This window comes from Bacillus swezeyi, from assembly GCF_001969815.1.
Lineage (GTDB): Bacteria > Bacillota > Bacilli > Bacillales > Bacillaceae > Bacillus > Bacillus swezeyi.
In genome coordinates this window covers 19,770-42,029 of sequence record NZ_MRBK01000012.1, presented here as the reverse complement: position 1 = coordinate 42,029, position 22,260 = coordinate 19,770, and the positions used below count along the sequence as shown (strand labels likewise).

Genomic DNA, 22,260 nt, shown 5'->3' with positions numbered 1-22,260 from the left:
ATTCATTTTTTACAATAAAAGAGAAGCTACCATTCGTTTAAGGGGGTTATCACGCTGAATAAACTGATGATCGGCATGTACAACTTTGAATGCCGAATTTTCCTCGGTATGAACAGCTTGTTTCATCAAAAAACATTAAATTGCTACTTTCGCTCTTCAACCCATTTAGGAGGAGCTTTCTGCACGATTTTGGCTTCTTTATCGCTGATCATTTTCGGAGCGGGAAGCGTTCGCCTGGCCGGAGCCGCTGCCGCCATTGCACTCCTGATCGGCCATCTCCAAGTCGTGCTCATTAAAAAGCTCTATCCGAGAAAACGGCCGTATATGACGCTGAAACAAACACAGGTTTTAAAAGACCCGCTAAAAGATCATTCCTTTCCATCCGGACATACGACAGCTGTATTTTCTGTGATTACACCGATAGTCGTATTCTTTCCGATACTGGCGCTTTTATTAATCCCTCTTGGAATCAGTGTCGGTCTTTCAAGAATCTATCTCGGCCTTCACTATCCGTCAGATGTACTTGTCGGCATGATCCTGGGCGTTTCGGTCGGAGTGCTGTCATGTATGATGTTGTGAGCGAACCGTTTCTTCCAAGATTCTGCAAGCCCTTTAGAAACAATCATCAGGAGGGGAAACGATGAGAATAGCGATTTTTACTGACACGTTTACACCAGATGTCAACGGCTGTGCCAGGACATTAAAAAGGTATACAGACTATCTCGAGAACAAAGGAATACCATTTAAAGTGTTTGCGCCTGAAAGCACACATGAAACGCAATTTTCAAGCCATATCCGCCGTTTCACCAGTCTGCCGTTTTTCCTATACCCCGAATGCAGAATGGCTCTTCCAAACCTCATCCAAATGAAATCTGAACTTCGCGCTTTCCATCCCGATCTCATTCACATTGCTACACCATTCAACATCGGCCTGGCGGGGCTGAAACTTGCGAAAAAATGGAACATCCCCATTGTGGGATCGTATCACACCGATTTTGACCAATACCTTTCCTACTATGATCTGCAAATGTTTTCCAGGTTTTTATGGAAGTATATGCACTGGTTCCATAAATCCTTTCAAAAAATCTTTGTTCCCTCACATGAAACGCTGAAGCAGCTGCAAGCTAAACAGTTTAGAAACCTCTCGATCTGGAAGCGGGGTGTGGATGGCTCGCTGTTCAACCCGTCTTTCACCTCTGAACAGGTGCGCATCCGGTATGGCATCAAGGAGACATACATCCTCAGTTATGTCGGCAGGCTTGCACCTGAAAAAGACTTGGAGACACTGCTTAAGATCGCAAACCACCCTTCATTGAAAAAAGATGTCCACTGGCTGATCGCCGGAGACGGGCCGCTAAAGAAAGAACTGGAAAAACAGGCTCCCGACAATATGACGTTTGCCGGCTATCTAAAAGGAGAAGAGCTGTCACGCATCTATGCCAGCTCAGATTTGTTTGTGTTTCCTTCCCCCACAGAAACGTTCGGAAATTCCGCCCTTGAAGCGCTCGCCTCTGGAACACCTGTGATCGGCGCAGACTCCGGCGGCCTGAAGGATTTTATTCGGAATGGCAAAAATGGATATCTAGCAGAGCCAAAAAACCCGGAAGCCTTCGCTCAACATATTTTGCATATTCTCTTACATGCGTCATTAAAAAAACGAATGGAACAAGAAGCAAGAAGCTATGCCCTTACTCAATCCTGGGAAGCCATTTTTGAAAACCTTCTCGCCGAATGTGAAAGTGTGCTCGCTAAATGCTCCAGAGAAAGACCCGCATAAAAAGAAAAAAGGTTTTCGACTAGTCGAAAACCTTTTTAATGTCTTAAACAATGATGACTTCTTTTGGCTGATGGTTTAATTCTTCCGGCACATAGCGCTTTTCGACAAAAATGCTGTGCCAAATCATAAAGATGAGAACCGTCCAGATTTTGCGGCTGTTATCCGCTTTGTTGGCGCAGTGGTCTTCAAGAAGCTGAAGCACATAATCTTTATGGATATATGCATCTGTTTCACTCTCTTTAATGATGCCCACGGCCCAGTCATGCATTTCGTTTTTCAGCCAGTGGCGGATCGGTACAGGGAAACCGAGCTTCTTGCGGTTCAGCACATGCTCAGGGACGATGCCTTCCGCCGCTTTTCTAAGCAGATATTTTGTCGTGCCGTTTTTTGTTTTCAGCTCTTCCGGAATTTTTGCAGCCGCTTCAAATACGACTTTGTCCAAAAACGGAACGCGGAGTTCCAGGGAATTGGCCATCGTCATTTTATCGGCCTTCAGCAAAATATCCCCGCGCAGCCATGTGTGGATGTCAACATACTGCATTTTGTTGATTTCGCTGTAGGACTTGCTTTCTTCAAAATACGGCTTAGTCACGTCACAGTAGGAGATATTTCCGTCATATTGGCGAAGAAGCTTTGATTTCATGCCCTCTTCAAAAATCTTCGCATTCCCGATATATCTTTTCTCAAGAGGCGTACACCCTCTCATTAAAAAGCTTTTTCCTTTCATTCCTTCAGGCATTGCTGAAGCAACGTGAAGAAGCATTTTTTTCAAAGGAGACGGAATCCGTTCAAACGGTTTTAACGACAGCGGCTCGCGGTAAATGTTATACCCGCCGAATAGCTCGTCTGCCCCTTCTCCTGACAGAACGACCGTTACTTGTTTTTTCGCTTCCTTCGCTACAAAATACAAAGGAATGGCAGCAGGATCTGCAAGAGGATCATCCAAATGCCAGACGATCTTCGGAAGCTCGTTCATGTATTCTTCAGGAGAAATGATCGCGCTGAAGTTTTCTACGCCGACTCTCTCAGCGGTCTCTTTCGCAACGTCAACCTCACTGAAGCCTTCATGTTCAAAACCGACCGAGAACGTTTTTAAATTGGGGTGAAGTTGCTTTGCAACAGACACGATAAAGGAAGAGTCAATTCCTCCGGACAGAAATGAACCGACAGGGACATCGCTTCTCATATGCACTTTAACAGAATCAAAAATAGCGTCCCTTACTTCCTGAACAAGCTTGTCTTCTTCCGTCTGCACCGGCTTAAATTGAACTTTCCAATACGTCTTAAATTGCATATCTTCTCCTGGGCGAATCGAAAACTGCTGCCCAGGCTCTACTTTTTGCACCTTTTTATCAAGCGTTTCAGGCTCTGGAACAAATTGAAAAGATGTGTACTGCTGAAGAGCTTTTTCGTTGAATTCCAAATCAGCGCCGACAGGCATCAGGCTTTTTCTTTCTGATGCAAAATAGACATGTCCGTCCGCTTTTGTAAAATAAAGCGGTTTGATTCCAAACGGATCGCGCGCACCGTATAGCAGCTGTTCTTTTTTATCCCAGATTAAAAAAGCGAACATTCCCCGCAGCTTAGATGCGGCTTCCTGTTTATAATGGCGGTAAGTCGCAAGCAATACCTCCGTATCAGAATCGGTTTGAAACTCATAACCCTTTGAAAGAAGCTCATCTTTCAGTTCTATATAATTATAGATTTCTCCGTTAAATATAATCCAGTAGGAATCATCTTCATAAGACAGAGGCTGCCCTCCGTTTTCAACATCAATGATGCTCAGCCTTCTAAATCCGAAGCCTATATGCTCATCATGATAGTACCCATCATCGTCGGGACCGCGGTGTACAATCATTTCATTCATTTGTTTAATCAGTTCTTCCTGGCCTGCTGTCTCGGATGATGGGCGATGATTGAATACCCCTACAAATCCACACATAGTATTGCCTCCGATTTTTAAAATTTCATGCAGACATTAAGATCTGCTGCTTGATTAGACATGTATTTAAAGAAAAACGTTTCAAAAAACTTGAAAAATGCTCAAATTAAAATACTTGTTTTCAATAAAAAAACAAACATATGAAATCCGGAAGTTTTTCAAGTTTTAATAGCAGCCCGTGCCGCCGTCGAAAAATAAAGTAAAGCCGCTTAGTTAAGCGGCTATGCGGTTGTTATTCTCCTAGCGCCTCTTTGCGAAGCTGATCTGCTTTATCTGTGCGCTCCCAAGGCAGATCAAGATCAAGGCGTCCAAAATGTCCGTAAGCTGCCGTTTGTTTGTAGATCGGACGGCGCAGATCAAGCATTTTGATGATGCCGGCAGGTCTCAAATCAAAGTTTTTGCGAACCACTTCAATCAATTTCTCTTCGCTCGCTTTTCCTGTGCCGAATGTATCAATTGAAATGGACACAGGCTGAGCGACGCCGATCGCATAAGCAAGCTGAACTTCACATGAATCAGCAAGCCCTGCAGCCACGATGTTTTTCGCTACATATCTCGCTGCATAAGCTGCAGATCTGTCAACTTTTGTCGCGTCTTTCCCAGAAAACGCGCCTCCTCCGTGGCGGGCATATCCGCCGTATGTGTCAACAATGATTTTCCGTCCTGTCAAACCGGCATCTCCTTGCGGCCCCCCGATGACAAAACGGCCAGTCGGATTAATAAAATATTTGGTATTTTCATCGATCAAGTCTTTTGGAACAACCGGGTTAATCACGTGTTCTTTCAGATTGCGCTGAATCTGCTCAAGTGAAATTTCCGGATGATGCTGTGTTGAAATAACGATTGTATCAATGCGAATCGGTTTATTATTCTCATCATATTCAACGGTCACTTGTGTTTTGCCGTCCGGACGCAAATATGGAAGGATCTCCTCTTTCCGAACTTCTGTTAAACGGCGGGACAATTTATGAGCAAGAGAAATCGGCAGAGGCATCAGTTCCTTTGTCTCATTGCAGGCATACCCAAACATCAAACCTTGGTCCCCAGCTCCGATCGCTTCAATTTCAGCGTCGCTCATCTCTCCTTCACGAGCTTCAAGCGCTTGATCCACTCCCATCGCAATATCAGGAGACTGCTCATCTATAGACGTTAATACCGCGCATGTTTCAGCATCAAAGCCGTACTTTGCGCGTGTGTATCCTATTTCTTTAATCGTTTCGCGGACTGTTTTCGGAATATCCACGTATGTTGACGTCGTAATTTCACCGCTTACCAGCACCAATCCGGTCGTCACAGATGTTTCGCATGCAACGCGGGCATTCGGATCTTTCTTTAAAATTTCGTCTAATATACTATCCGAAATCTGATCACAAATTTTGTCCGGATGTCCCTCCGTAACTGACTCTGAAGTAAATAACCGACGATTTTTGCTCATTTTATTTTCCTCCTGTATATGAAGATCAGCCGTGACCTTAAATATGATACGGAACTCATCCCTCTTATGTTCCCATGATGTACTTGGGCTTCATACCCTCTCATTTTGAAAGAATTTCCATATTCTCTATTCTTAACGAGATTCTGCGCCGGTATTCCCCTTCTGCAGATGCAGCTCAAGTCTTCTCCTGCACGGTTGTCCGGCTGCAGCTTTTCACGTCCTGTGAAAAACGCCCAGTACCTTCATCCTGAAGGCATGATTTTTTTTTCGGCAGTTTTTGTATATGGATTTATGCAATAAAAAAACCTTTTCCTATTCACTGAGGAAAGGGTCTTGTATTGCGTGCCTTTCACTCTTATCGCTCAAGGTATTCAACACCTTGCATCAGGTTAGCACCGTAGTTATCTCAAAAGCTGTTTACATCCTTTATATAGAGAGAAACCGGTTGCTGGGCTTCATAGGGCCTGTCCCTCCGCCAGCTCGGGATAAGAGTATCCGCTCAATGAAATATCTTATCTTAAAATGGCTTGCCATGTCAATATCGGCCGATAAAATTTGCGTCATCTCTTTAAAGAAAAAACCCGAACGAAATTTGAAGAAACAGTATAGACTATAAGAATAAATGTGTTATACTATTTCTACATTAATGTTATACACATTAAAAAATTCGCAAAGGAAGGTTTTTTATGAACTCTGTAGATTTAACGACTGACTTACAAGCGTTATTAACGGGCAAAAACGTTCAATTAAATTTATCCGTTCCACACTTGGTTGAAAAAATCCTTGACCGCAAAGAGGGAGTATTGACCTCTTCAGGAGCCGTACGGGCGACGACCGGTACATATACCGGCCGTTCACCAAAAGATAAATTCATCGTGGAAGAAGAAAGCACAAAAGTGAAAATCGACTGGGGCGCTGTAAACCAGCCGATTCCAGAAGCCGCTTTTGAACGGCTTTACACAAAAGTGGTCAGCTATTTAAAGGAACGCGATGAACTGTATGTATTTGAAGGTTTTGCGGGCGCGGATGAAAAATACCGGCTTCCGATCACCGTTGTCAATGAGTTCGCCTGGCATAACCTGTTCGCGAGACAGCTGTTCATCAGACCAGAAGGCCAGGAAAAAAATGAGAGTCAAAAACCTTTTACAATTCTTTCCGCACCGAATTTCAAAGCCGATCCGCTGATTGATGGCACAAGGTCTGAAACATTTATCATCGTATCGTTTGAAAAAAGGACCATCTTAATCGGAGGCACTGAATATGCCGGGGAAATGAAAAAATCGATTTTTTCCATTATGAACTTCCTCCTTCCAGAACAAAACATTTTACCGATGCACTGTTCGGCGAACATTGGCGAAGAAGGCGGCACCGCTCTCTTCTTCGGCTTGTCAGGCACAGGCAAAACGACGCTTTCGGCAGATCCGAAACGGAGGCTGATCGGTGATGATGAACATGGCTGGTCAAGTACAGGAGTGTTTAATATTGAAGGCGGCTGCTATGCAAAATGCATTCATTTAAGCGAAGAAAAAGAACCGCAGATTTATAAAGCGATCCGCTTCGGTTCTGTTCTGGAAAATGTCGTCGTTGACGATGAGACTGGAGAGCCGGACTACTCTGACACATTTTATACGGAAAATACAAGAGCCGCTTATCCGATAGATGCGATCGACAACATTGTCAAACCGAGCATTGCCGCGCATCCGCAGACCATTGTATTTCTAACGGCAGATGCATTCGGCGTGCTTCCTCCGATCAGCAAGCTGACGAAAGAACAGGCCATGTATCATTTCCTAAGCGGATATACGAGCAAGCTTGCCGGAACAGAACGCGGCATCACCTCCCCTGAAGCGACATTTTCAACCTGCTTTGGCTCCCCTTTCCTTCCGCTTCCGGCCCATGTATATGCGGAAATGCTCGGTAGAAAAATTGACGAACACGGTGTCAGCGTATTCCTTGTCAATACAGGCTGGACCGGCGGAGGCTACGGTATCGGTGAAAGAATGAGCCTGGCTCATACAAGAGCGATGGTGCAGGCCGCAATAGAAGGAGAGCTGGATCATACTGAGATGAGGACAGACCGGATTTTCGGACTTCATACACCAGCACACGTTCCAGGAGTCCCTGACCAGGTGCTTGAACCGGCAAAAACATGGGCAGATGAAAGAGCCTATGAGGAAAAAGCAATCCTTTTGGCAAATGAATTCAAAAAGAATTTCAAAAAATTTTCCAATACTGATGACATTGAAAAAGCCGGGGGCCCTCTTGTTTAAAGCAATTTCAGCAGCAGCGTGATCATGCGCTGCTGTTATTTGAAAATACAGACTTTTTTAATTTTTAACAAAAGAAAGCTTTCATATGATAATATATTAAAAACATTTGTATATTTCAGGAGGACACATCTATGAAATTTGGATTACTGCCGAGGATTATTACGGCAATTGTTCTTGGTGTTATCGTTGGAAGCTTTGCACCGCTTTGGTTTGTCAAAACCGCCGCCACGTTCAATGATATTTTTGGAAGCTTTATTAAATTTGTCATTCCTTTTATTATTATCGCTTTTATTATTCCGGGCATTGGACAAATCGGCCGCGGTGCGGGAAAAATCCTTGGCATTACCGCCGGCATCGCCTATAGCTCAACCATTATTGCAGGTCTTTTGGCATATCTGGTCGGATCAAATCTGCTCCCTGCCATTATTTCCGGACATCAGCTTCAAGAGTTTAAAAATCCGGAAGAAGTCCTGCAAAGCGGATTTTTCACTATTGAAATGACGCCTTTTATGAGCGTCATGAGCGCGCTGATTTTCGCTTTTATCATGGGTATCGGTATTGCCTACCTGCCTGGCAAAACATTAAAAAATGCGTTTGATGAATTTCAAACGATCGTTGAAAAGCTGATCTCATATATCATTATTCCTTTATTGCCCGTTCATATTTTCGGTATTTTCACAAATATGACGTACGGGGGCCAGGTACAGACCATCTTATCCGTATTTGCAAAAGTATTTATTATGATTATTGTGCTGCACTTCGTCATTCTCCTGCTTCAATACACGGCTGCGGGTCTTGCCGATGGCAGAAATCCGCTCGCACTTTTAAAAATTGTGGCGCCGGCTTATTTTACAGCGCTTGGCACACAGTCATCAGCTGCAACAATTCCGGTGACGCTCAGACAAGTGAGGAAAACAGGAGCCAGCCAAAAAGTCGCTGACTTTGCGGTCCCGCTATTGGCCAATATTCATTTATCAGGGAGTACGATCACTTTGACAAGCTGCGCAATGGGCGTCATGATCCTAAACGGTCAGACACCGACTTTTTCAATGATGATGCCGTTCATTTTAATGCTCGGTATTACAATGGTTGCGGCTCCCGGCGCACCAGGGGGAGCCGTCATGGCTGCGGCCGGACTTTTGCAGTCCATGCTCGGTTTTAATGAAACAAGCGTTTCCTTAATGATCGCCCTTTATCTTGCACAGGACAGCTTGGGCACTGCTACGAATGTTACGGGAGACGGCGCTCTCACGATGCTCATTCACAAGCTGACTTCCAAAAAAGGGCTTGGAAATGAAGAGGATGCGCCTGCATAATATACAAAAAAGCCAAGGACGTCATATACGCGCCTTGGCTTTTTTTTAATTCGTCGAATTTAAGGAAACGAGTCTGTATGTCAAATGAGTGCGCCCGTCCGACCATTCTAGACGCTCCGCATGGGCAGTTCCGGTTATATCGCCGCGCTTTGTCTTTCTGACTTCTATCGGTACATGAAGAGGGTAAACGCGATAGCCTTCTTTTTCAAGCGTAAATAAATTTTCCTCAACCCGTGTTTCTTTTCCTTTTGTCACGATCATCGTATTGAATTCAACTGGCATTCCCACTCTAAATCCCCCTCCTTTTTCTCTGTTCACTTCAGTTTATCATACCTTGTCCATGATCTGCTCTTCATCCATTGCGCGAGCTCTCTCACAATCCGCCTGTTTTCTCTCGGAGGAAAGTAATGGGTAAATGGATTGTAGTACCAAGTTTCAACTGATTTGCTTCTTTGGATCAGCTCGTGTTCAAGACGGCGGGCATGTTCGATCGAAACATTTTGATCATTCACTCCATGAATCAATAGCACCGGGGCTTCAATGCTGTCCAGCTTGTCAAACGGGGTCCGCCAAGCGTATGCAGACGGCGCTTTTTCAGGTGTGCCGCCGATGACCCGCTTCATCATCCGCCGCAAATCCTTGCGCTCGCGATAGGTCATGACCATATCGCTCACACCTCCCCATGAAACAAATGAAGCAGCAGCTGATTTCATTTCTATAGCCGTTAAAATGCCCATGATCCCGCCGCGGGAAAATCCAAATATGTGAACCCGTTCATCTTTCACAAGTTCATGCTTTTGAAGCAGACGGAAAGCGGCAAAGGCATCTTCACGGTCGTCTCCGGCAAAATCCTCATCTCCCTCACCGCCTTGATTGCCCCTGTAATATGGGGCAAGAACGACAAAGCCTTGTGATGCAAACTGCACGATCCGTCCTGGTCTGACCATACCGACATTTTTAATGCCGCCGCGCAAATACAAAAACCCGTCATAATGCCCGGAAGCGGCCGGTTCCGCCAATAAACCCTTGACCTTGAGTCCTTGCGAAAAATATGTGACGGAAAACAGTCGCACTTGTTTATTCGGTGATGGGAATCTTCTTTTTTCTATCCACATTAATCATGTCACCTCTTTTAATCCGCAGCTGTCCCTCACACCTGTTTTGCATTTAACATAAACTATTTTATGCCGAAAACAACCGAAATCAAAGGAGGGAAATCGGTTTGAAGCGTTTCTTTTTTACCATATTATCCTTCACCCTGATGCTGTTTATCCTCGCTTCCTGCGGCGGACAGAAAACCGAAAAAGTCCGGCTGGCGGAAGTGACCCGTTCTGTTTTCTATACACCTTTATATATCGCCTTATCAGAAGGTTTTTTTAAAGAAGAAGGCATCGAGGTCGATCTGAAAACGACTTGGGGCGGAGATAAAACGATGACTGCCCTGTTATCCAACGGCGTCGATATCGCGCTTATCGGATCAGAAACATCAATCTATGTGAATGCGCAAGGTGCAAGCGACCCCGTCATTAATTTTGCTCAGCTTACCCAGACGGACGGAACGTTTCTTGTCTCCCGCGACAAAACAGATGAATTCAGCTGGGATCAGCTGAAAAATAAAACCTTCCTCGGCCAGCGTAAAGGCGGAATGCCGCAGATGGCGGGAGAATTTGTCTTAAAACAGAAAGGCATTGACCCTAAAAAAGATGTCAACCTGATCCAAACGATTGATTTTGCCAATATCCCGAACAGCTTCGCTTCCGGAACGGGCGATTACGTTCAGCTTTTCGAACCTCAGGCCTCCATTTTTGAAAAAGAAGGCATCGGCCGCATTGTCGCCTCCTTCGGCAAAGAATCAGGCCGGATTCCCTATACGACATTTATGGCAAAAGAAAGCTACTTAAAGAAAAACGCGGAAACAACTGAAAAATTCACCCGCGCGATCTATAAAGCTCAAAACTGGGTTGAGTCTCATTCCTCAAAAGAAGCCGCCGCGAGCATTCAAGATTACTTTAAAGATACAGAGCTTTCAATTATCGAATCCTCAATTGAGCGGTATAAACAGCAGCAATCTTTTGCGCTGAATCCTGTTTTGGATGAAGAAGAATGGAATCAGCTGCAAGCCATTATGGATGAAGCCGGCGAGCTGCCGAAACAAACATCTCATCAAGAGCTGGTCAATACAAAGATCGCCGAAAAGGTCACAAAAAATCACTAGGAGGTGGCCGCATTGTCTTTTTTACAAGTTCAGGATGTCACACATACTTACTTTTCCCTGCAAGAAAAAACAACCGCACTTGAAAATGTCAGTATTGAAGTCGAAAAGGGACAATTTGTTTCTTTTCTCGGCCCAAGCGGATGCGGCAAAACGACGTTGCTTTCAATCATTGCCGGCATCGTGTCTCCAACTGAAGGACGTGTTTTGATCGAAGGGCAGAAACCCGATGAAAGAGACCGGCAAATCGGTTACATGCTTCAGCAGGATTATTTATTTCCCTGGAAAACAATTGAGGAAAACATCTTAATCGGCTTGCATATTTCGAAAAAACTCAATGCAGAAACAAAGCGGGCTGCGCTCCATCTATTGGAAAAGCTCGGACTTTATCAAGTTGAAAACAAATATCCGAAGGAGCTCTCAGGCGGTATGAGACAAAGAGCGGCACTCGCCCGGACACTTGCCGTCGATCCGGATATCCTCCTGCTTGATGAACCTTTTTCAGCCCTTGACTATCAGACAAAACTAAACCTTGAAGACTTGGTTTTCAACACGTTGAATTCCTATCAAAAAACAGCCGTTCTCGTCACCCACGATATCGGAGAGGCCATAGCCATGAGCGACCGGATTCTGCTTTTTTCAAAACAGCCCGGCACCATTCATAAAACTTTTGCAGTTCCTGAATCTTTAAAGATGCTGACACCGTTTGAAGCAAGGCAGGAGCCGGAGTTTCAGTCCCTTTTTCAGAACATATGGAAGGAGCTCAATCACCTTGAACAACACTAGACAGAAAGTTGACTTCCTTCATCAGGCGTTTTTAAAAAAGCAGCAAACCGAAAAAAGACGGGTTCGCTTTTATCAAACCGCGATTTTTATCATTTTTTTCTCACTATGGGAAACGGCCAGCCGCATGGCATGGATCGATCCGCTCATCTTCAGCTCCCCTTCAGCCGTCTGGGCGCTTTTCCTGGAGAAAATGGGTGATGGTTCATTGCCTGGACATATCGGTGTCACTGTGTTTGAAACCATTCTCGGCTTTCTTGCCGGTACCTTGCTCGGAACTTTCCTGGCGGCTCTATTATGGTGGTTTCCAAGGCTCTCCAACATATTGGACCCATATCTTGTCGTCTTAAATGCAATGCCTAAAGTTGCGCTTGGCCCCATTCTTATCGTTGCCATTGGCCCCAGCCTCACGAGCATCATTGCGATGGGCGCCATCATCAGCGTCATTATTACGACTATTGTCGTCTATACTTCATTTCAGGAGATTGATGAAAACTATTTAAAGGTCATGAAAACATTCGGCGCTAAAAAAAGCGAGATTTTTAAGGAAGTGATTCTGCCCGCCTCCATTCCGACGATTATTTCCACATTAAAAGTAAACGTCGGGCTGAGCTGGGTCGGTGTCATCGTAGGGGAATTTTTAGTATCTGGCCAAGGACTCGGCTATATGATTATTTACGGATTTCAAGTTTTTAATTTCTCCCTTGTCATGCTGAGCCTTTTGATCATCGCCGTATTTGCAACAATCATGTATCAGGGCGTCGAGCTTTTAGAAAGAAAATGGATGAAAGGAAGAACGTAATCATTCAAAAAAGCCCCTGCTTGCGCGGGGCCTTTTCTTTAGACCATCCCTTCCTTTTTCAGCTTGTCAAGACTGATTGTCAGGACGGAATCTTTCATAATGAAACTATACTTTCTGTTCTTGGCGATATCTTCCGGAAGGTCCTTCAACAAAACCGGACCTTTCGTTTCATAGTACGTGTCCTGTTTTTCAATTTTATCGATTTCAGCAAAATATATGTTCTTTACAATCACTTTTTCCCTGCCAAGAACTTTATATTGTCCGAGATATGTCAGCTTCCTTACCGCCGCACCTGTTTCTTCCTTCACTTCCCGCAAAGCCGCTTCCTCGGCGTTTTCCCTAGGCTCGACTTTGCCGCCGGGAAATTCGTAGCCTCTGTCCTGATGATTTGTTAAAAGCCATTGATTTTGATAGCGGCAGATCACCCATACATGCTTTGGTTTCTGTGAAAAAGGATGTTTTTCAAAAGAAAGCTGAACCGTATTACGGTAATAATCTTTAAATTCGTACATCATAATCCCTCAAATCCGTTTCCTTGCTTCTTCCACTCATCATATCATATATTGGTTCGTTCGGTTGTGATTTTATCCAGTTCCCAGCATGAAAATCTTTTTTGCTAAAAACGTGTGCACCTTTCGCTCTGCCCAATACATATGAGGAGGATACAAGGGCGGACAAACCCGGGCGGTATCGTCCTTTTCACGCTTTTTAAAATGCCTGAGTTCCTTTTAATCAACCGAATTCATTTCAGCAAGGCCGTGCTCACTGATGAATGATTTTGTTTCCTCATTGCCCAGACGATAAAGCATTGAATAAATGTCCTTCCGCAGCTCATCCATTTTGTCATTGGAGCTGTCATAATGGTACTCTACAGCAGGCACATGCGCCCGGAAAAAATTGCTCCAATCCTCAGAATGCATTTGATCAAAATACTCTCTTAAAATGATGACATCTTCATCGCTTGCCGTAATTTCAAACTCCCAAGGGGAAGCGTCCCCGCTTTGCGAAATCATTCCATCTTGAACTGAAACATAGTATGTCCTCTTTTTCAAAGCCAATCATCCTTTTTTTGTGTTAGTATTGCCAGTTGTTCTAAAATGTTACGGCCTTCCCCGCAGTTTTTCCTTAATGATTTCAAGAATATCCAAAAACACCTGCGGAACGGGTATTCCTAACGAATGGGCCGTGCTCACAATTTGAAACGCCTCATATAAAATATAAAACATGATGGCAAAATCGCGGATCGAATTATCGGTTTGGAGCAGCTGATCAAAAAAGTGAGCGACAGATATGAGAGAAAGCGTGACTAATTTTTTCGCCAGCCTTGTAAACAGTCTGTTGATCGCAAATTGATCATTCACACATTCATTCAAGCTTTTGCTTACAAATTCAATTCCCATTAACGTAATTAAAATCATAAATAAATACTCGATCGTACCGAATAAAAACCCAATGGCCGATAAACCGGCCGCTAGCGAAAAGATGCCTAAGTCCCTAATCATGCGCTTCAACATCCTTTCAAAAAAGACTTTTCATAGCTTATCCTATGAAAAAGAGCTTTGAAAGGCTTGGATGAATTGTTTGACAATTCTCAAAAGAGGCTTTAAAAAGAACGAATAACACAAAAAAGCCGGGCCTTCGCCCGGACTTTTTGATTATCCCAAATATGCTTTCAGCATCCAGTTGTGTTTTTCGATCGATTGATGGATCGAGAGAAACATGTCTCCCGTCGTTTCATCATTTACTTCCTCGGCAAGCTCGATCCCGCTTTTCAGCTCCTCGGCCACCGTTGAAAAGTCATCGTAAATATTTTGCACCATCTGCTCCGAAGACTCGCTGCCGTCCGCTTCTTTAATCGAAGACAGCTCGAGGCATTCCTTCATCGTTCCCACCGGCGAGCCTTGCATAGCCAGCAGGCGCTCAGCCAAATCGTCTATATAGACTGCGGCTTCTGTATACAGCTCCTCAAATTTTTCATGCAAAGTAAAGAAATCTTTGCCTTTCACATACCAATGATAATTATGTAACTTCACATACAGAACGGTCCAATTTGCAACTTGTTTGTTAACCGTTGTTTTCAATTTTTCCGACATGATGATCGTCCTCCTTTGGTTTACTTTTGTTTTACCCGTTTAGCTTGTGCAGGAAACATTTCTTTTACTCTTGATCCTGATTTTGTTTCTCCCATATGGTAAACTATTGGTAAAAGCATTCGGAGGTAAAGTATGATCCTGTTTTGGATTGTTGTAGGCATTTTAATTACAGGCGCCATTCTGGCGGTGTCACTAGTCACGACAGCAAAAGCATATGACTACAAGCACAAGGTCGATCCTCCGCCGTCAAAGGAAGAAGAACAGCCGCATCAGTGATGATGGGCTTCTTCTTTTTCATCTTCCGCCTGCTTCTCATGGTCTCCCGATCCGACTTTAATGTCGGTTACCGGCATCGTATGCTGCTTCTTTGCCGTGACATGGACTTGAATTTTATAATCCGCGTCTTCAGAAAAAGATTTCTCCATGCTGTAGACTCCTTTTCCGTCATGTTTCGCTTTTTGAAGCTGGCTCTCTTCTTTGCTCCCCGCCTTCCAGTATTCAAACTCCACCTCATCTGCATCTGTCACCGGCTCGTCCCCGTAAAGCACAGACGCTTTTATGACAGCCTTTTCATCTTTAGCGATTTGTTCAGGCGCCGAAAGCTTGGCTGTCAGCACTTTAGGCTCTTCATCTGATGCCGCCGGCTTTTCAGTTTGTCCGCAGGCAGACAGGCCAATCGCTAAAAACACGATAATCAACCATTTTCCCCAACGCATCCTATCACCCTTTTTGTCATGTTATGTACTACATATCAAGTGTAGCAAAGTTCAGGTATTAATGGCATTATTTTCTTTGTGAACAAAAAATGAAAAGCCGGCGCCATTTCTCTTCAAATGAAGAAAATTGGCGCCGGCTGTTTTTGGCTTTATCCAAATACTTTTAATAAATCTTCTTTATTTTGCGAAAGCCAAAAGCGCATCAAGCGTTTTGCACCTTCAAGGTCATGAAGCTTCGCCTGGCCGCACTGTTTTTCATTTGCCGCCGGAATGTCCGTCACTTCAACGGCTTCCTTAAACGTGTCCTCAAGCAAATCGACAATTTCTTCCGCTTTCGGCTCTCCGCTTACAACAAGGTAATAGCCTGTCTGGCATCCCATCGGTGAAATGTCAATAATGTCAAAATGGTCATATTTTTCCGCATAAGTGCGGATCGTAAACGCAAGCAAATGCTCAAGTGTATGAATCGTATCAGGTTTCATTGCCTGTTGATTCGGCTGGCAAAAACGGATATCGAACTTATTGACAACGCCGTCCGTTCCGACTTTATGCACACCGCAATGTCTGACATAAGGCGCTTTTACTGCATTATGATCAAGTTCAAAACTTTCAACTGAAGGCATGGTTCATCTCTCCCCTCTATTCGGTCTTTTTTGTATTATATCATACTTTACCGGTAAGTTTTCAGGTGAATGCTTTTCCTTTTTGTGCGTTTTCTGCTTATATTATAATAAAGAAAAACAAAAAAGGTGCTGAAACCTATGAAAACTCTATTCATGCTGGTCATCCGCATATATCAAAAATGGATATCTCCAATCCTGCCGCCCTCATGCCGTTTTTATCCGACATGCTCCAATTACGGACTTGAAGCAATCGAAAAGCATGGGGCGTTCAAAGGAGGATGGCTGACCATCAAGCGGATTCTGAAGTGCCACCCGTTTCATCCCGGCGGTGTTGATCCCGTGCCTGAAAAAAAGCAGAAAGATTAATGACCTTCCTGATAACCGTTGACAACAAGATCAAGCTTTCCTGTTTCCGGATTGATGACAAGTCCGTGAACAGGCACGTCTTCCGGTGTAAGCGGATGGTTTCGAATGACATTTACACTGTCTCTGACGCTGTCCTCTACAGAATCAAAGCTTTTCAGCCACTGCTCAAAATCAACACCGGAATACTCAAGCGTTTCAATCCGTTCTTTTGGAATGCCGCGATGAACCGCTTTTTCCAAAAAGCTATCACTTTTCAGCTTACTCATTCCGCAATCATGATGACCGATCACACATACCTCATCTGCATTCAGCTCATAGACGGCGACAAGAATGCTTCTCATGATGCTTCCAAAAGGATGGGCCACGAGGGCGCCTGCGCTCTTGACGATTTTCACATCCCCGTTCCGCATATTCATGGCGTGCGGAAGAAGTTCGACAAGCCTTGTATCCATACAGGAAAGGATGACCACTTTTTTGTCGGGGAATTTGCTTGTTTCATATTTCTTATAGTCCTGGCGTTCAACAAACTGCTGGTTATATTCTAGAATATTGTCCAAAAGTTTCATGACTCGATTCCTTTCTAAATGCTTTTTTATGTAAATATAACATATGTCTTGTCTTTTTTTCATCTATCACGTAATATTCTAATGTACAAATCGTAATTATTTCGTTTTAAGGAAGGGGATAAAAATGGCTTCTCAATTCATTCCGGTCACTGTTTTAAGCGGTTATCTCGGATCCGGAAAAACGACGCTTCTTCAGCACGTCTTGCATGAATCCCATGGATTAAACATTGCCGTGATTGTAAACGACATGAGCGAAATTAATATTGACGGGTCTCTTATTAAAAGAGAGGATGTCATCAGGACTGAGGAAAGGCTCGTCGAAATGCAAAATGGCTGTATTTGCTGCACGCTCAGAGATGATTTGCTGCTGGAAGTCAAAAAGCTTGCTGAAAGCGGCGGCATCGACTACATCCTTATCGAGTCTTCCGGGATCAGCGAACCGATTCCCGTCGCCCAGACGTTCACATACAAAGACGAGGAACTTGACATTGATTTAACCGAATGCTGTCGGCTTGATACGATGGTAACGGTTGTCGACGGCAGCCGTTTTTTCGAGGATTTTGCTTCTGGTGAAAGCCTGTTGGAAAGAAAACAGGCCGCCGATAAAACCGACAGCCGGGAAGTGGCCGATCTATTAATTGAACAAATTGAATTTGCCGATGTGATCATTTTAAATAAAACCGATTTGCTGAGCGAAAAAGAGCAGGAAAAGCTTTTCTGGTCCTTAAAAAAATTAAATCCCGGCTGTGAAATGATCCCTGCCGCATTTGGAAAAGTACCGCTGCACAACATCATCAACACAAAAAAATTCGATTTTGAAAAAGCAAGCCAATCCGCCGGATGGATCAAAGAGCTGAATGAAGAACACACACCTGAAACAGAAGAATTCGGAATCTCTTCATTCGTCTATCAAAAAAGGCGGCCGTTTCACCCTGAAAGGCTGATGAGCTGGCTGGAAAGCTGGCCCGCTGAAATCATCAGGGCAAAAGGATTTTTCTGGCTCGCCAGCAGAAATGAAACAGCCGGCCTTCTTTCTCAGGCGGGTTCCTCCCTGATGATCCAAAGCGCCGGTCATTGGATTGCAGCGTGTTCTCAAGAAGAACAGCAGCTTGCACTTGAAGAAGATCCCGAACTGAAACAGGAATGGCATGAAACGCACGGTGACCGTAAAACAGACATTGTGTTTATCGGCATTCAAATGAACCGGGCGGATTTGATCCGCTCCCTTGATGAGTGTTTATTGAGCGAGGAAGAAATGGTTTCAGACTGGTCGGTCATGGACGACCCGCTTCCAGAATTTATTTAACTATGATTTCCTCTTTTCAAATCGTAATTATTACGATACAATGATACAGGATTCATTAAATCGGAACGATTTCAGTTTTTATATTGAGAGGAGAAATACGATGAAAAAAGCATTCGGATTAGCATCTGCATTCATTCTTGCTGCCGGATTAACCGCAGGCTGCTCAAGCAATGGAGCTTCCGGCGATCAAAAAGAAGATAAAGAAAAATTGGACATTTATACAACCATTTATCCGCTTGAAGATTTCACAGAAAAAATCGGCGGGGAATATGTGAACGTCAAAAGCGTCTACCCTCCTAACGTTGAGGCACATACTTATGAGCCAAGCTCAAAAACAATGGCGGAGATTTCGGACTCAGACGCCTTTATTTATTCCGGCGTTGGTGTTGAAGGCTTCGCAGAGAAAGCCGTCAATACATTAAAAGGCAGCAACGTTAAAATCCTCAAAGCGGGAGAAGGCATTGATCTCCTCTCCCACGAAGAAGAGCATGCACATGAAGAAGACGGACATGACGAGGATCATGATCACGATCATGAGCATGCCGAATCTGAAGAACACGATCATGACCACGGAGATAAAGACCCGCACATCTGGCTTGACCCAGTTCTTGCTGAACAACTAGCGGAAAATATTAAAAATGAGCTCGTTCAATTAGACCCGGATCATGAACAAACCTTTACAAAAAACTATGAATCTCTAAAAAAAGATTTGGATCAGCTTCATCAGGACTTTAAACAAACAGTCGACAAGGCCGACAAAAAAGAAATCCTCGTCTCTCATGCCGCATATGGCTACTGGGAAAAGCGCTATGGAATTGAACAAATGAGCGTGCTTGGCCTTTCACCGACAGAGGAGCCTTCCCAAAAAGAGCTTGAAAATATCGTTAAAACCGCAAAAGAACACAATATTAAATATGTGATCTTTGAAAGCAATGTAAGCAGCAAAATCTCAGAGATCATTAAAAAAGAGATCGGTGCTGAAAGCTTGACGATGAAAAACCTTGAATCCGTTTCTAAAGAGGACATCGAAAATGGTGAAGACTATGTCAGCATCATGAAAGAAAACCTAGCTGTATTGAAAAAAGCTTTATCAAATCAATAGCTATAACCTCTGGCGCGCATGCCTGCATGCGCGTTTTTTTAATTGTATTGCAGAAAAAAAGACCGGATGCCCCGGCCTTTTAGTCCATGTTGAATCTTTTCTTAAACTGCTCAACCCTTCCGCCTTTTTCATTGAATTTTTGTCTGCCTGTGTAAAACGGATGGGTGTCAGAACTCACTTCAACTTTAATCACCGGATACGTTTTGCCGTCTTCCCACTCTGCCGTTTCAGAAGACGTTTTTGTTGAACTGCTCAAAAAACGGTATCCGCTGTTTACATCCTGAAAGATCACTTTATGGGTTTTAGGATGAATATTGGGTTTCATTGATCCATTCCTCCTTTAAAACGTAACAATTACGTTTTATTATAAACCTTCCATTTCTCCATGTCAAAAAGCAACGCTGCCTTTTTACATATTTTAAGCATTTTACAATTTTGATATTCAAGAGGAAGAATAATCTAAAAAAGGAGGTAAACAATAAAAGCAAAATGGTGTGCATGAAAGGTGGCTTTCCGGATGAATGATTTAATTTTTGCAAGAAGCCTTTTCGGAACAACGATGGGATTCCATATTATCTTCGCATCTTTGGGCGTCGGAATTCCTTTGATGATCCTTTTGGCTGAGCTGATTTATCAAAAAACAAAAGATCCCCATTACGGCATTATGGCTAAAAGATGGACAAAGGCGCAAGCCGTTTTGCTGGGAGTTGCGATCCCGACCGGAACCATTGCAGGAACACAGCTGGCGCTTCTTTGGCCTGGATTCATGGAAGTGATCGGAAAAGTGATGTCACTGCCTTTTCAAATCGAAATTTACGCATTTTTTATCGAGGCTTTGTTCATGTCCATTTATGTATATGCGGCAGACCGCTTGACACCTCTCATGAGAATCATAGCCGTTATCTTTATCGTCATCGGGGCGGCCGCTTCAGCCATCTTAATTACGAACGTTCACGCTTTCCAGGGAACGCCTGAAGGCTTTAAGATTGTGGGCGGTGAAATCACAGACGTTCAGCCATGGACAGCCTTTTTTAATAAAAGCTTTGCAGTGACGGCCGGCCATGTCGTTGTTTCTGCTTTTATGACAGGCGCTTTTATCATTGCGACAATCGCGGCATACAAAATGCTCCGCAATCGCGGGAACGAAAAAGTGTATACCCTGCATAGAAAAGCGCTTCTGCTCGGACTGCTCGTCGGAGGCGTGTTTTCTCTGATCACTGCAATAAGCGGGCATGAATCCGCACAATATCTTCACCGTTATCAGCCTGAAAAGCTGGCCGGTGCGGAAGGGTTATTTGAAACCCAGTCCCATGCGCCCCTGGCAATCGGCGGTATACCTGATGAAGCCACACAATCGATTAAGTGGGCGATTGAAATTCCGTGGGCTCTGAGCTTTTTGGCAGGTAATCGGTTTGATACCGTCGTTAAAGGTTTGAATGAATTTCCGAGGGATGAGTGGCCGCCTCTGTTCATCCATACGCTGTTTAACGGGATGGTATTAATCGGCAGCCTCTTGATCGTTTATGCCGCAGCCGGCTTAATATGGAGAAGGGTTTTAAAAAGAGACCATTTTCCGCGCTGGATGCTGATTTTTTTTACGACGGCAGGACCGCTCAGCCTGCTTGCGATTGAATTCGGCTGGGTCTTTGCATGTACCGGAAGACAGCCTTGGGTGATCTATCACATGCAGAAAACGTCTGAAGTGGTCACGACATCGGGTTCAATCGGCATATTATTTCTTTTGTTCTTTATTGTCTATGTCATTTTAGGAGCAGCGGTGGTGTTCGTTTTGCAATATTATTTTAAACGCCATCCTGTCGAAGAAGACCTTAAAACCTCTGAAGCATAAAAATCACGGGACAACAGAAGGGAGTCATATGATGCAATTGGATGGAACAACAGATGCCCTGCTGGCTATTTCGATCGTCTGGGGATTCATATTCATCTACGCCGTCATGGCGTCCATGGATTTTGGAGCCGGCTTTTGGTCGATGATTTATATGAATAAAAAACAGTTAAAAGCGACAAACATCGCAAACCGCTATCTCTCTCCGACATGGGAAGTCACAAATGTCTTTATCGTCGGAATTGTCGTTGCCCTCTTCAGCTTTTTTCCCGGGGGGACTTTTGTGTTGGGAACGGTGCTTTTGATTCCCGGCAGCATTATTTTATTACTGCTCGCCATTCGAAGCGGCTTTTTGGTATTTTCCCACGCCGCGAAAGGGTATGAAAGAGCGTTGACTTATGTTTCAGGCATCAGCGGTTTTATCATTCCCGCTGTTTTAATCCTTGTGCTGCCCGTCACTCACGGAAATGTTGTATATCGGCAAAACGGCAGCCATCAATTGGATTTCACCAATTTATTTTTAAGCCCGCATGCTTATTCATTTATGGGATTTGCCATTTTCAGCACCCTGTTTTTGTCTTCATTATTGCTTGCTGATTTTTCAAATGTAGCCGATGAAAGAGACGCATATCAAGTTTATCGCCGCAACGCTCTGATTACCGGACCGCTCGCTCTGCTTTTGTCTTTCAGCATTATGATGACAATGAGAACTGAAGCAAACTGGCTATACATGAAAATGATGAACGGTCTTCCATGGCTGATTCTGTCTTTTCTGCTGTTTCTTATCGCATTTGTCGCTCTGTTTTTGCCGAATACTGACAATAAAGATCGTCTGGGAAAGCCGCGTCTCGCCGTTATTGCCATTACACTCCAGTATTTTACTGCCAGCTACGTCTACGGAAGAGCCCATCTCCCATATATGATCTACCCTGATGTCACGATTCAATCCGGCTTCACCGCTCCGGAAACGTTCAGAGCGCTGTTCATCTCATACATCATCGGTTTTATTATTTTGTTTCCCGGCTTCTATTACTTCTGGAAATTATTCATGAAAGACAAGCGGTATATTAAGCAGCCTGAATAAGTATGAACCCGGCGTATTCGG

The 22,260-nt window shown here is 44.1% G+C and carries 25 protein-coding genes and 1 riboswitch; of the genes, 13 read left to right on the top strand and 12 right to left on the bottom strand.

Annotated features, from left to right (window positions below; translation table 11 throughout):
• Positions 1-66: 66 nt before the first annotated feature.
• Positions 67-579, top strand: a complete 513-nt coding sequence (locus tag BTA30_RS11445; protein WP_076761365.1) for a phosphatase PAP2 family protein — start codon at positions 67-69, stop codon at positions 577-579.
• 61 nt (positions 580-640) lie between these two features.
• On the top strand, positions 641-1,777 hold the full coding sequence (locus BTA30_RS11440; RefSeq protein ID WP_076761364.1) for a glycosyltransferase family 4 protein: 1,137 nt from the start codon (positions 641-643) through the stop codon (positions 1,775-1,777).
• 43 nt (positions 1,778-1,820) lie between these two features.
• On the opposite strand, the gene asnB is transcribed toward BTA30_RS11440, so the two are convergent.
• Complete coding sequence (gene asnB / locus BTA30_RS11435; RefSeq protein WP_076761363.1) at positions 1,821-3,719, bottom strand: asparagine synthase (glutamine-hydrolyzing); 1,899 nt, start codon at positions 3,717-3,719, stop codon at positions 1,821-1,823.
• A gap of 232 nt (positions 3,720-3,951) precedes the next feature.
• On the bottom strand, positions 3,952-5,154 hold the full coding sequence (gene metK, locus BTA30_RS11430; protein ID WP_076761362.1) for a methionine adenosyltransferase: 1,203 nt from the start codon (positions 5,152-5,154) through the stop codon (positions 3,952-3,954).
• Between the two features lie 352 nt (positions 5,155-5,506).
• A riboswitch (SAM riboswitch) is annotated at positions 5,507-5,646 on the bottom strand.
• Between the two features lie 194 nt (positions 5,647-5,840).
• On the opposite strand from metK, the gene pckA reads away from it, so the two are divergent.
• Together pckA and BTA30_RS11420 are read left to right on the top strand one after the other, a co-directional pair.
• A complete protein-coding gene (gene pckA, locus BTA30_RS11425; RefSeq protein ID WP_076761361.1) occupies positions 5,841-7,424 on the top strand; it encodes a phosphoenolpyruvate carboxykinase (ATP) in 1,584 nt (527 codons plus the stop codon).
• A gap of 131 nt (positions 7,425-7,555) precedes the next feature.
• On the top strand, positions 7,556-8,740 hold the full coding sequence (locus tag BTA30_RS11420) for a dicarboxylate/amino acid:cation symporter (protein WP_076761360.1): 1,185 nt from the start codon (positions 7,556-7,558) through the stop codon (positions 8,738-8,740).
• Between the two features lie 45 nt (positions 8,741-8,785).
• On the opposite strand, the gene BTA30_RS11415 is transcribed toward BTA30_RS11420, so the two are convergent.
• Both BTA30_RS11415 and BTA30_RS11410 read right to left on the bottom strand, forming a co-directional pair.
• Positions 8,786-9,028, bottom strand: coding sequence for a DUF2584 domain-containing protein (locus BTA30_RS11415; protein ID WP_076761359.1), 243 nt, complete (start codon positions 9,026-9,028; stop codon positions 8,786-8,788).
• A gap of 26 nt (positions 9,029-9,054) precedes the next feature.
• A complete protein-coding gene (locus tag BTA30_RS11410) occupies positions 9,055-9,855 on the bottom strand; it encodes an alpha/beta hydrolase family protein (RefSeq protein ID WP_076761358.1) in 801 nt (266 codons plus the stop codon).
• 107 nt (positions 9,856-9,962) lie between these two features.
• Between BTA30_RS11410 and BTA30_RS11405 the strand changes: the two genes are divergently transcribed.
• Genes BTA30_RS11405 through BTA30_RS11395 form a run of 3 tightly spaced genes read left to right on the top strand, consistent with a single transcriptional unit; the run spans position 9,963 to position 12,537 of the window.
• Entirely contained in the window at positions 9,963-10,955 is a 993-nt protein-coding gene (locus tag BTA30_RS11405) for an ABC transporter substrate-binding protein (protein ID WP_083696962.1), read from the top strand.
• 12 nt (positions 10,956-10,967) lie between these two features.
• Positions 10,968-11,738 (top strand): ABC transporter ATP-binding protein, encoded by a 771-nt coding sequence (locus BTA30_RS11400; RefSeq protein WP_076761357.1) that lies wholly within the window; start codon positions 10,968-10,970, stop codon positions 11,736-11,738.
• Positions 11,725-12,537: an ABC transporter permease gene (locus BTA30_RS11395; protein ID WP_076761356.1), complete on the top strand. Its 813-nt coding sequence runs from the start codon at positions 11,725-11,727 to the stop codon at positions 12,535-12,537. Before BTA30_RS11400 ends, BTA30_RS11395 begins: the two co-directional genes overlap by 14 nt.
• Positions 12,538-12,575: 38 nt before the next feature.
• Here the strand turns inward: BTA30_RS11395 and ytkD are convergent, their stop codons facing one another.
• The 4 genes from ytkD to BTA30_RS11375 all read right to left on the bottom strand — a co-directional run bounded on the left by ytkD (position 12,576) and on the right by BTA30_RS11375 (position 14,630).
• Positions 12,576-13,049: an RNA deprotection pyrophosphohydrolase gene (gene ytkD, locus BTA30_RS11390; RefSeq protein WP_076761355.1), complete on the bottom strand. Its 474-nt coding sequence runs from the start codon at positions 13,047-13,049 to the stop codon at positions 12,576-12,578.
• Between the two features lie 216 nt (positions 13,050-13,265).
• A complete protein-coding gene (locus BTA30_RS11385) occupies positions 13,266-13,589 on the bottom strand; it encodes a hydrolase (protein WP_076761354.1) in 324 nt (107 codons plus the stop codon).
• A 48-nt stretch (positions 13,590-13,637) separates the two neighbouring features.
• Positions 13,638-14,039, bottom strand: coding sequence for a phage holin family protein (locus BTA30_RS11380; RefSeq protein WP_076761353.1), 402 nt, complete (start codon positions 14,037-14,039; stop codon positions 13,638-13,640).
• Between the two features lie 153 nt (positions 14,040-14,192).
• The gene (locus BTA30_RS11375; RefSeq protein ID WP_076761352.1) at positions 14,193-14,630 is read right to left on the bottom strand and encodes a Dps family protein; all 438 of its coding nucleotides are present in this window, start codon (positions 14,628-14,630) and stop codon (positions 14,193-14,195) included.
• A 132-nt stretch (positions 14,631-14,762) separates the two neighbouring features.
• Between BTA30_RS11375 and ytzI the strand changes: the two genes are divergently transcribed.
• Positions 14,763-14,906, top strand: a complete 144-nt coding sequence (gene ytzI, locus BTA30_RS11370) for a YtzI protein (RefSeq protein ID WP_076761351.1) — start codon at positions 14,763-14,765, stop codon at positions 14,904-14,906.
• Here the strand turns inward: ytzI and BTA30_RS11365 are convergent.
• Positions 14,900-15,346, bottom strand: a complete 447-nt coding sequence (locus tag BTA30_RS11365; protein WP_076761350.1) for a FixH family protein — start codon at positions 15,344-15,346, stop codon at positions 14,900-14,902. The two genes, ytzI and BTA30_RS11365, sit on opposite strands and share 7 nt — an antisense overlap.
• Before the next feature lie 149 nt (positions 15,347-15,495).
• The gene (locus tag BTA30_RS11360) at positions 15,496-15,969 is read right to left on the bottom strand and encodes an S-ribosylhomocysteine lyase (protein WP_076761349.1); all 474 of its coding nucleotides are present in this window, start codon (positions 15,967-15,969) and stop codon (positions 15,496-15,498) included.
• 138 nt (positions 15,970-16,107) lie between these two features.
• Between BTA30_RS11360 and yidD the strand changes: the two genes are divergently transcribed.
• Positions 16,108-16,335 (top strand): membrane protein insertion efficiency factor YidD, encoded by a 228-nt coding sequence (gene yidD / locus BTA30_RS11355; RefSeq protein WP_076761348.1) that lies wholly within the window; start codon positions 16,108-16,110, stop codon positions 16,333-16,335.
• Here the strand turns inward: yidD and BTA30_RS11350 are convergent.
• On the bottom strand, positions 16,332-16,901 hold the full coding sequence (locus BTA30_RS11350; RefSeq protein ID WP_076761347.1) for a beta-class carbonic anhydrase: 570 nt from the start codon (positions 16,899-16,901) through the stop codon (positions 16,332-16,334). The two genes, yidD and BTA30_RS11350, sit on opposite strands and share 4 nt — an antisense overlap.
• A gap of 124 nt (positions 16,902-17,025) precedes the next feature.
• Between BTA30_RS11350 and BTA30_RS11345 the strand changes: the two genes are divergently transcribed.
• The gene (locus BTA30_RS11345; RefSeq protein ID WP_076761346.1) at positions 17,026-18,207 is read left to right on the top strand and encodes a GTP-binding protein; all 1,182 of its coding nucleotides are present in this window, start codon (positions 17,026-17,028) and stop codon (positions 18,205-18,207) included.
• Positions 18,208-18,307: 100 nt separating this feature from the next.
• Positions 18,308-19,309: a metal ABC transporter substrate-binding protein gene (locus tag BTA30_RS11340; protein ID WP_076761345.1), complete on the top strand. Its 1,002-nt coding sequence runs from the start codon at positions 18,308-18,310 to the stop codon at positions 19,307-19,309.
• 79 nt (positions 19,310-19,388) lie between these two features.
• Here the strand turns inward: BTA30_RS11340 and BTA30_RS11335 are convergent, their stop codons facing one another.
• Positions 19,389-19,634, bottom strand: coding sequence for a type B 50S ribosomal protein L31 (locus BTA30_RS11335; RefSeq protein ID WP_076761344.1), 246 nt, complete (start codon positions 19,632-19,634; stop codon positions 19,389-19,391).
• A gap of 192 nt (positions 19,635-19,826) precedes the next feature.
• Between BTA30_RS11335 and BTA30_RS11330 the strand changes: the two genes are divergently transcribed.
• Together BTA30_RS11330 and BTA30_RS11325 are read left to right on the top strand one after the other, a co-directional pair.
• A complete protein-coding gene (locus BTA30_RS11330) occupies positions 19,827-21,158 on the top strand; it encodes a cytochrome ubiquinol oxidase subunit I (protein WP_076761343.1) in 1,332 nt (443 codons plus the stop codon).
• A gap of 31 nt (positions 21,159-21,189) precedes the next feature.
• Entirely contained in the window at positions 21,190-22,239 is a 1,050-nt protein-coding gene (locus BTA30_RS11325; protein WP_076761447.1) for a cytochrome d ubiquinol oxidase subunit II, read from the top strand.
• The last annotated feature ends 21 nt before the right edge of the window (positions 22,240-22,260 follow it).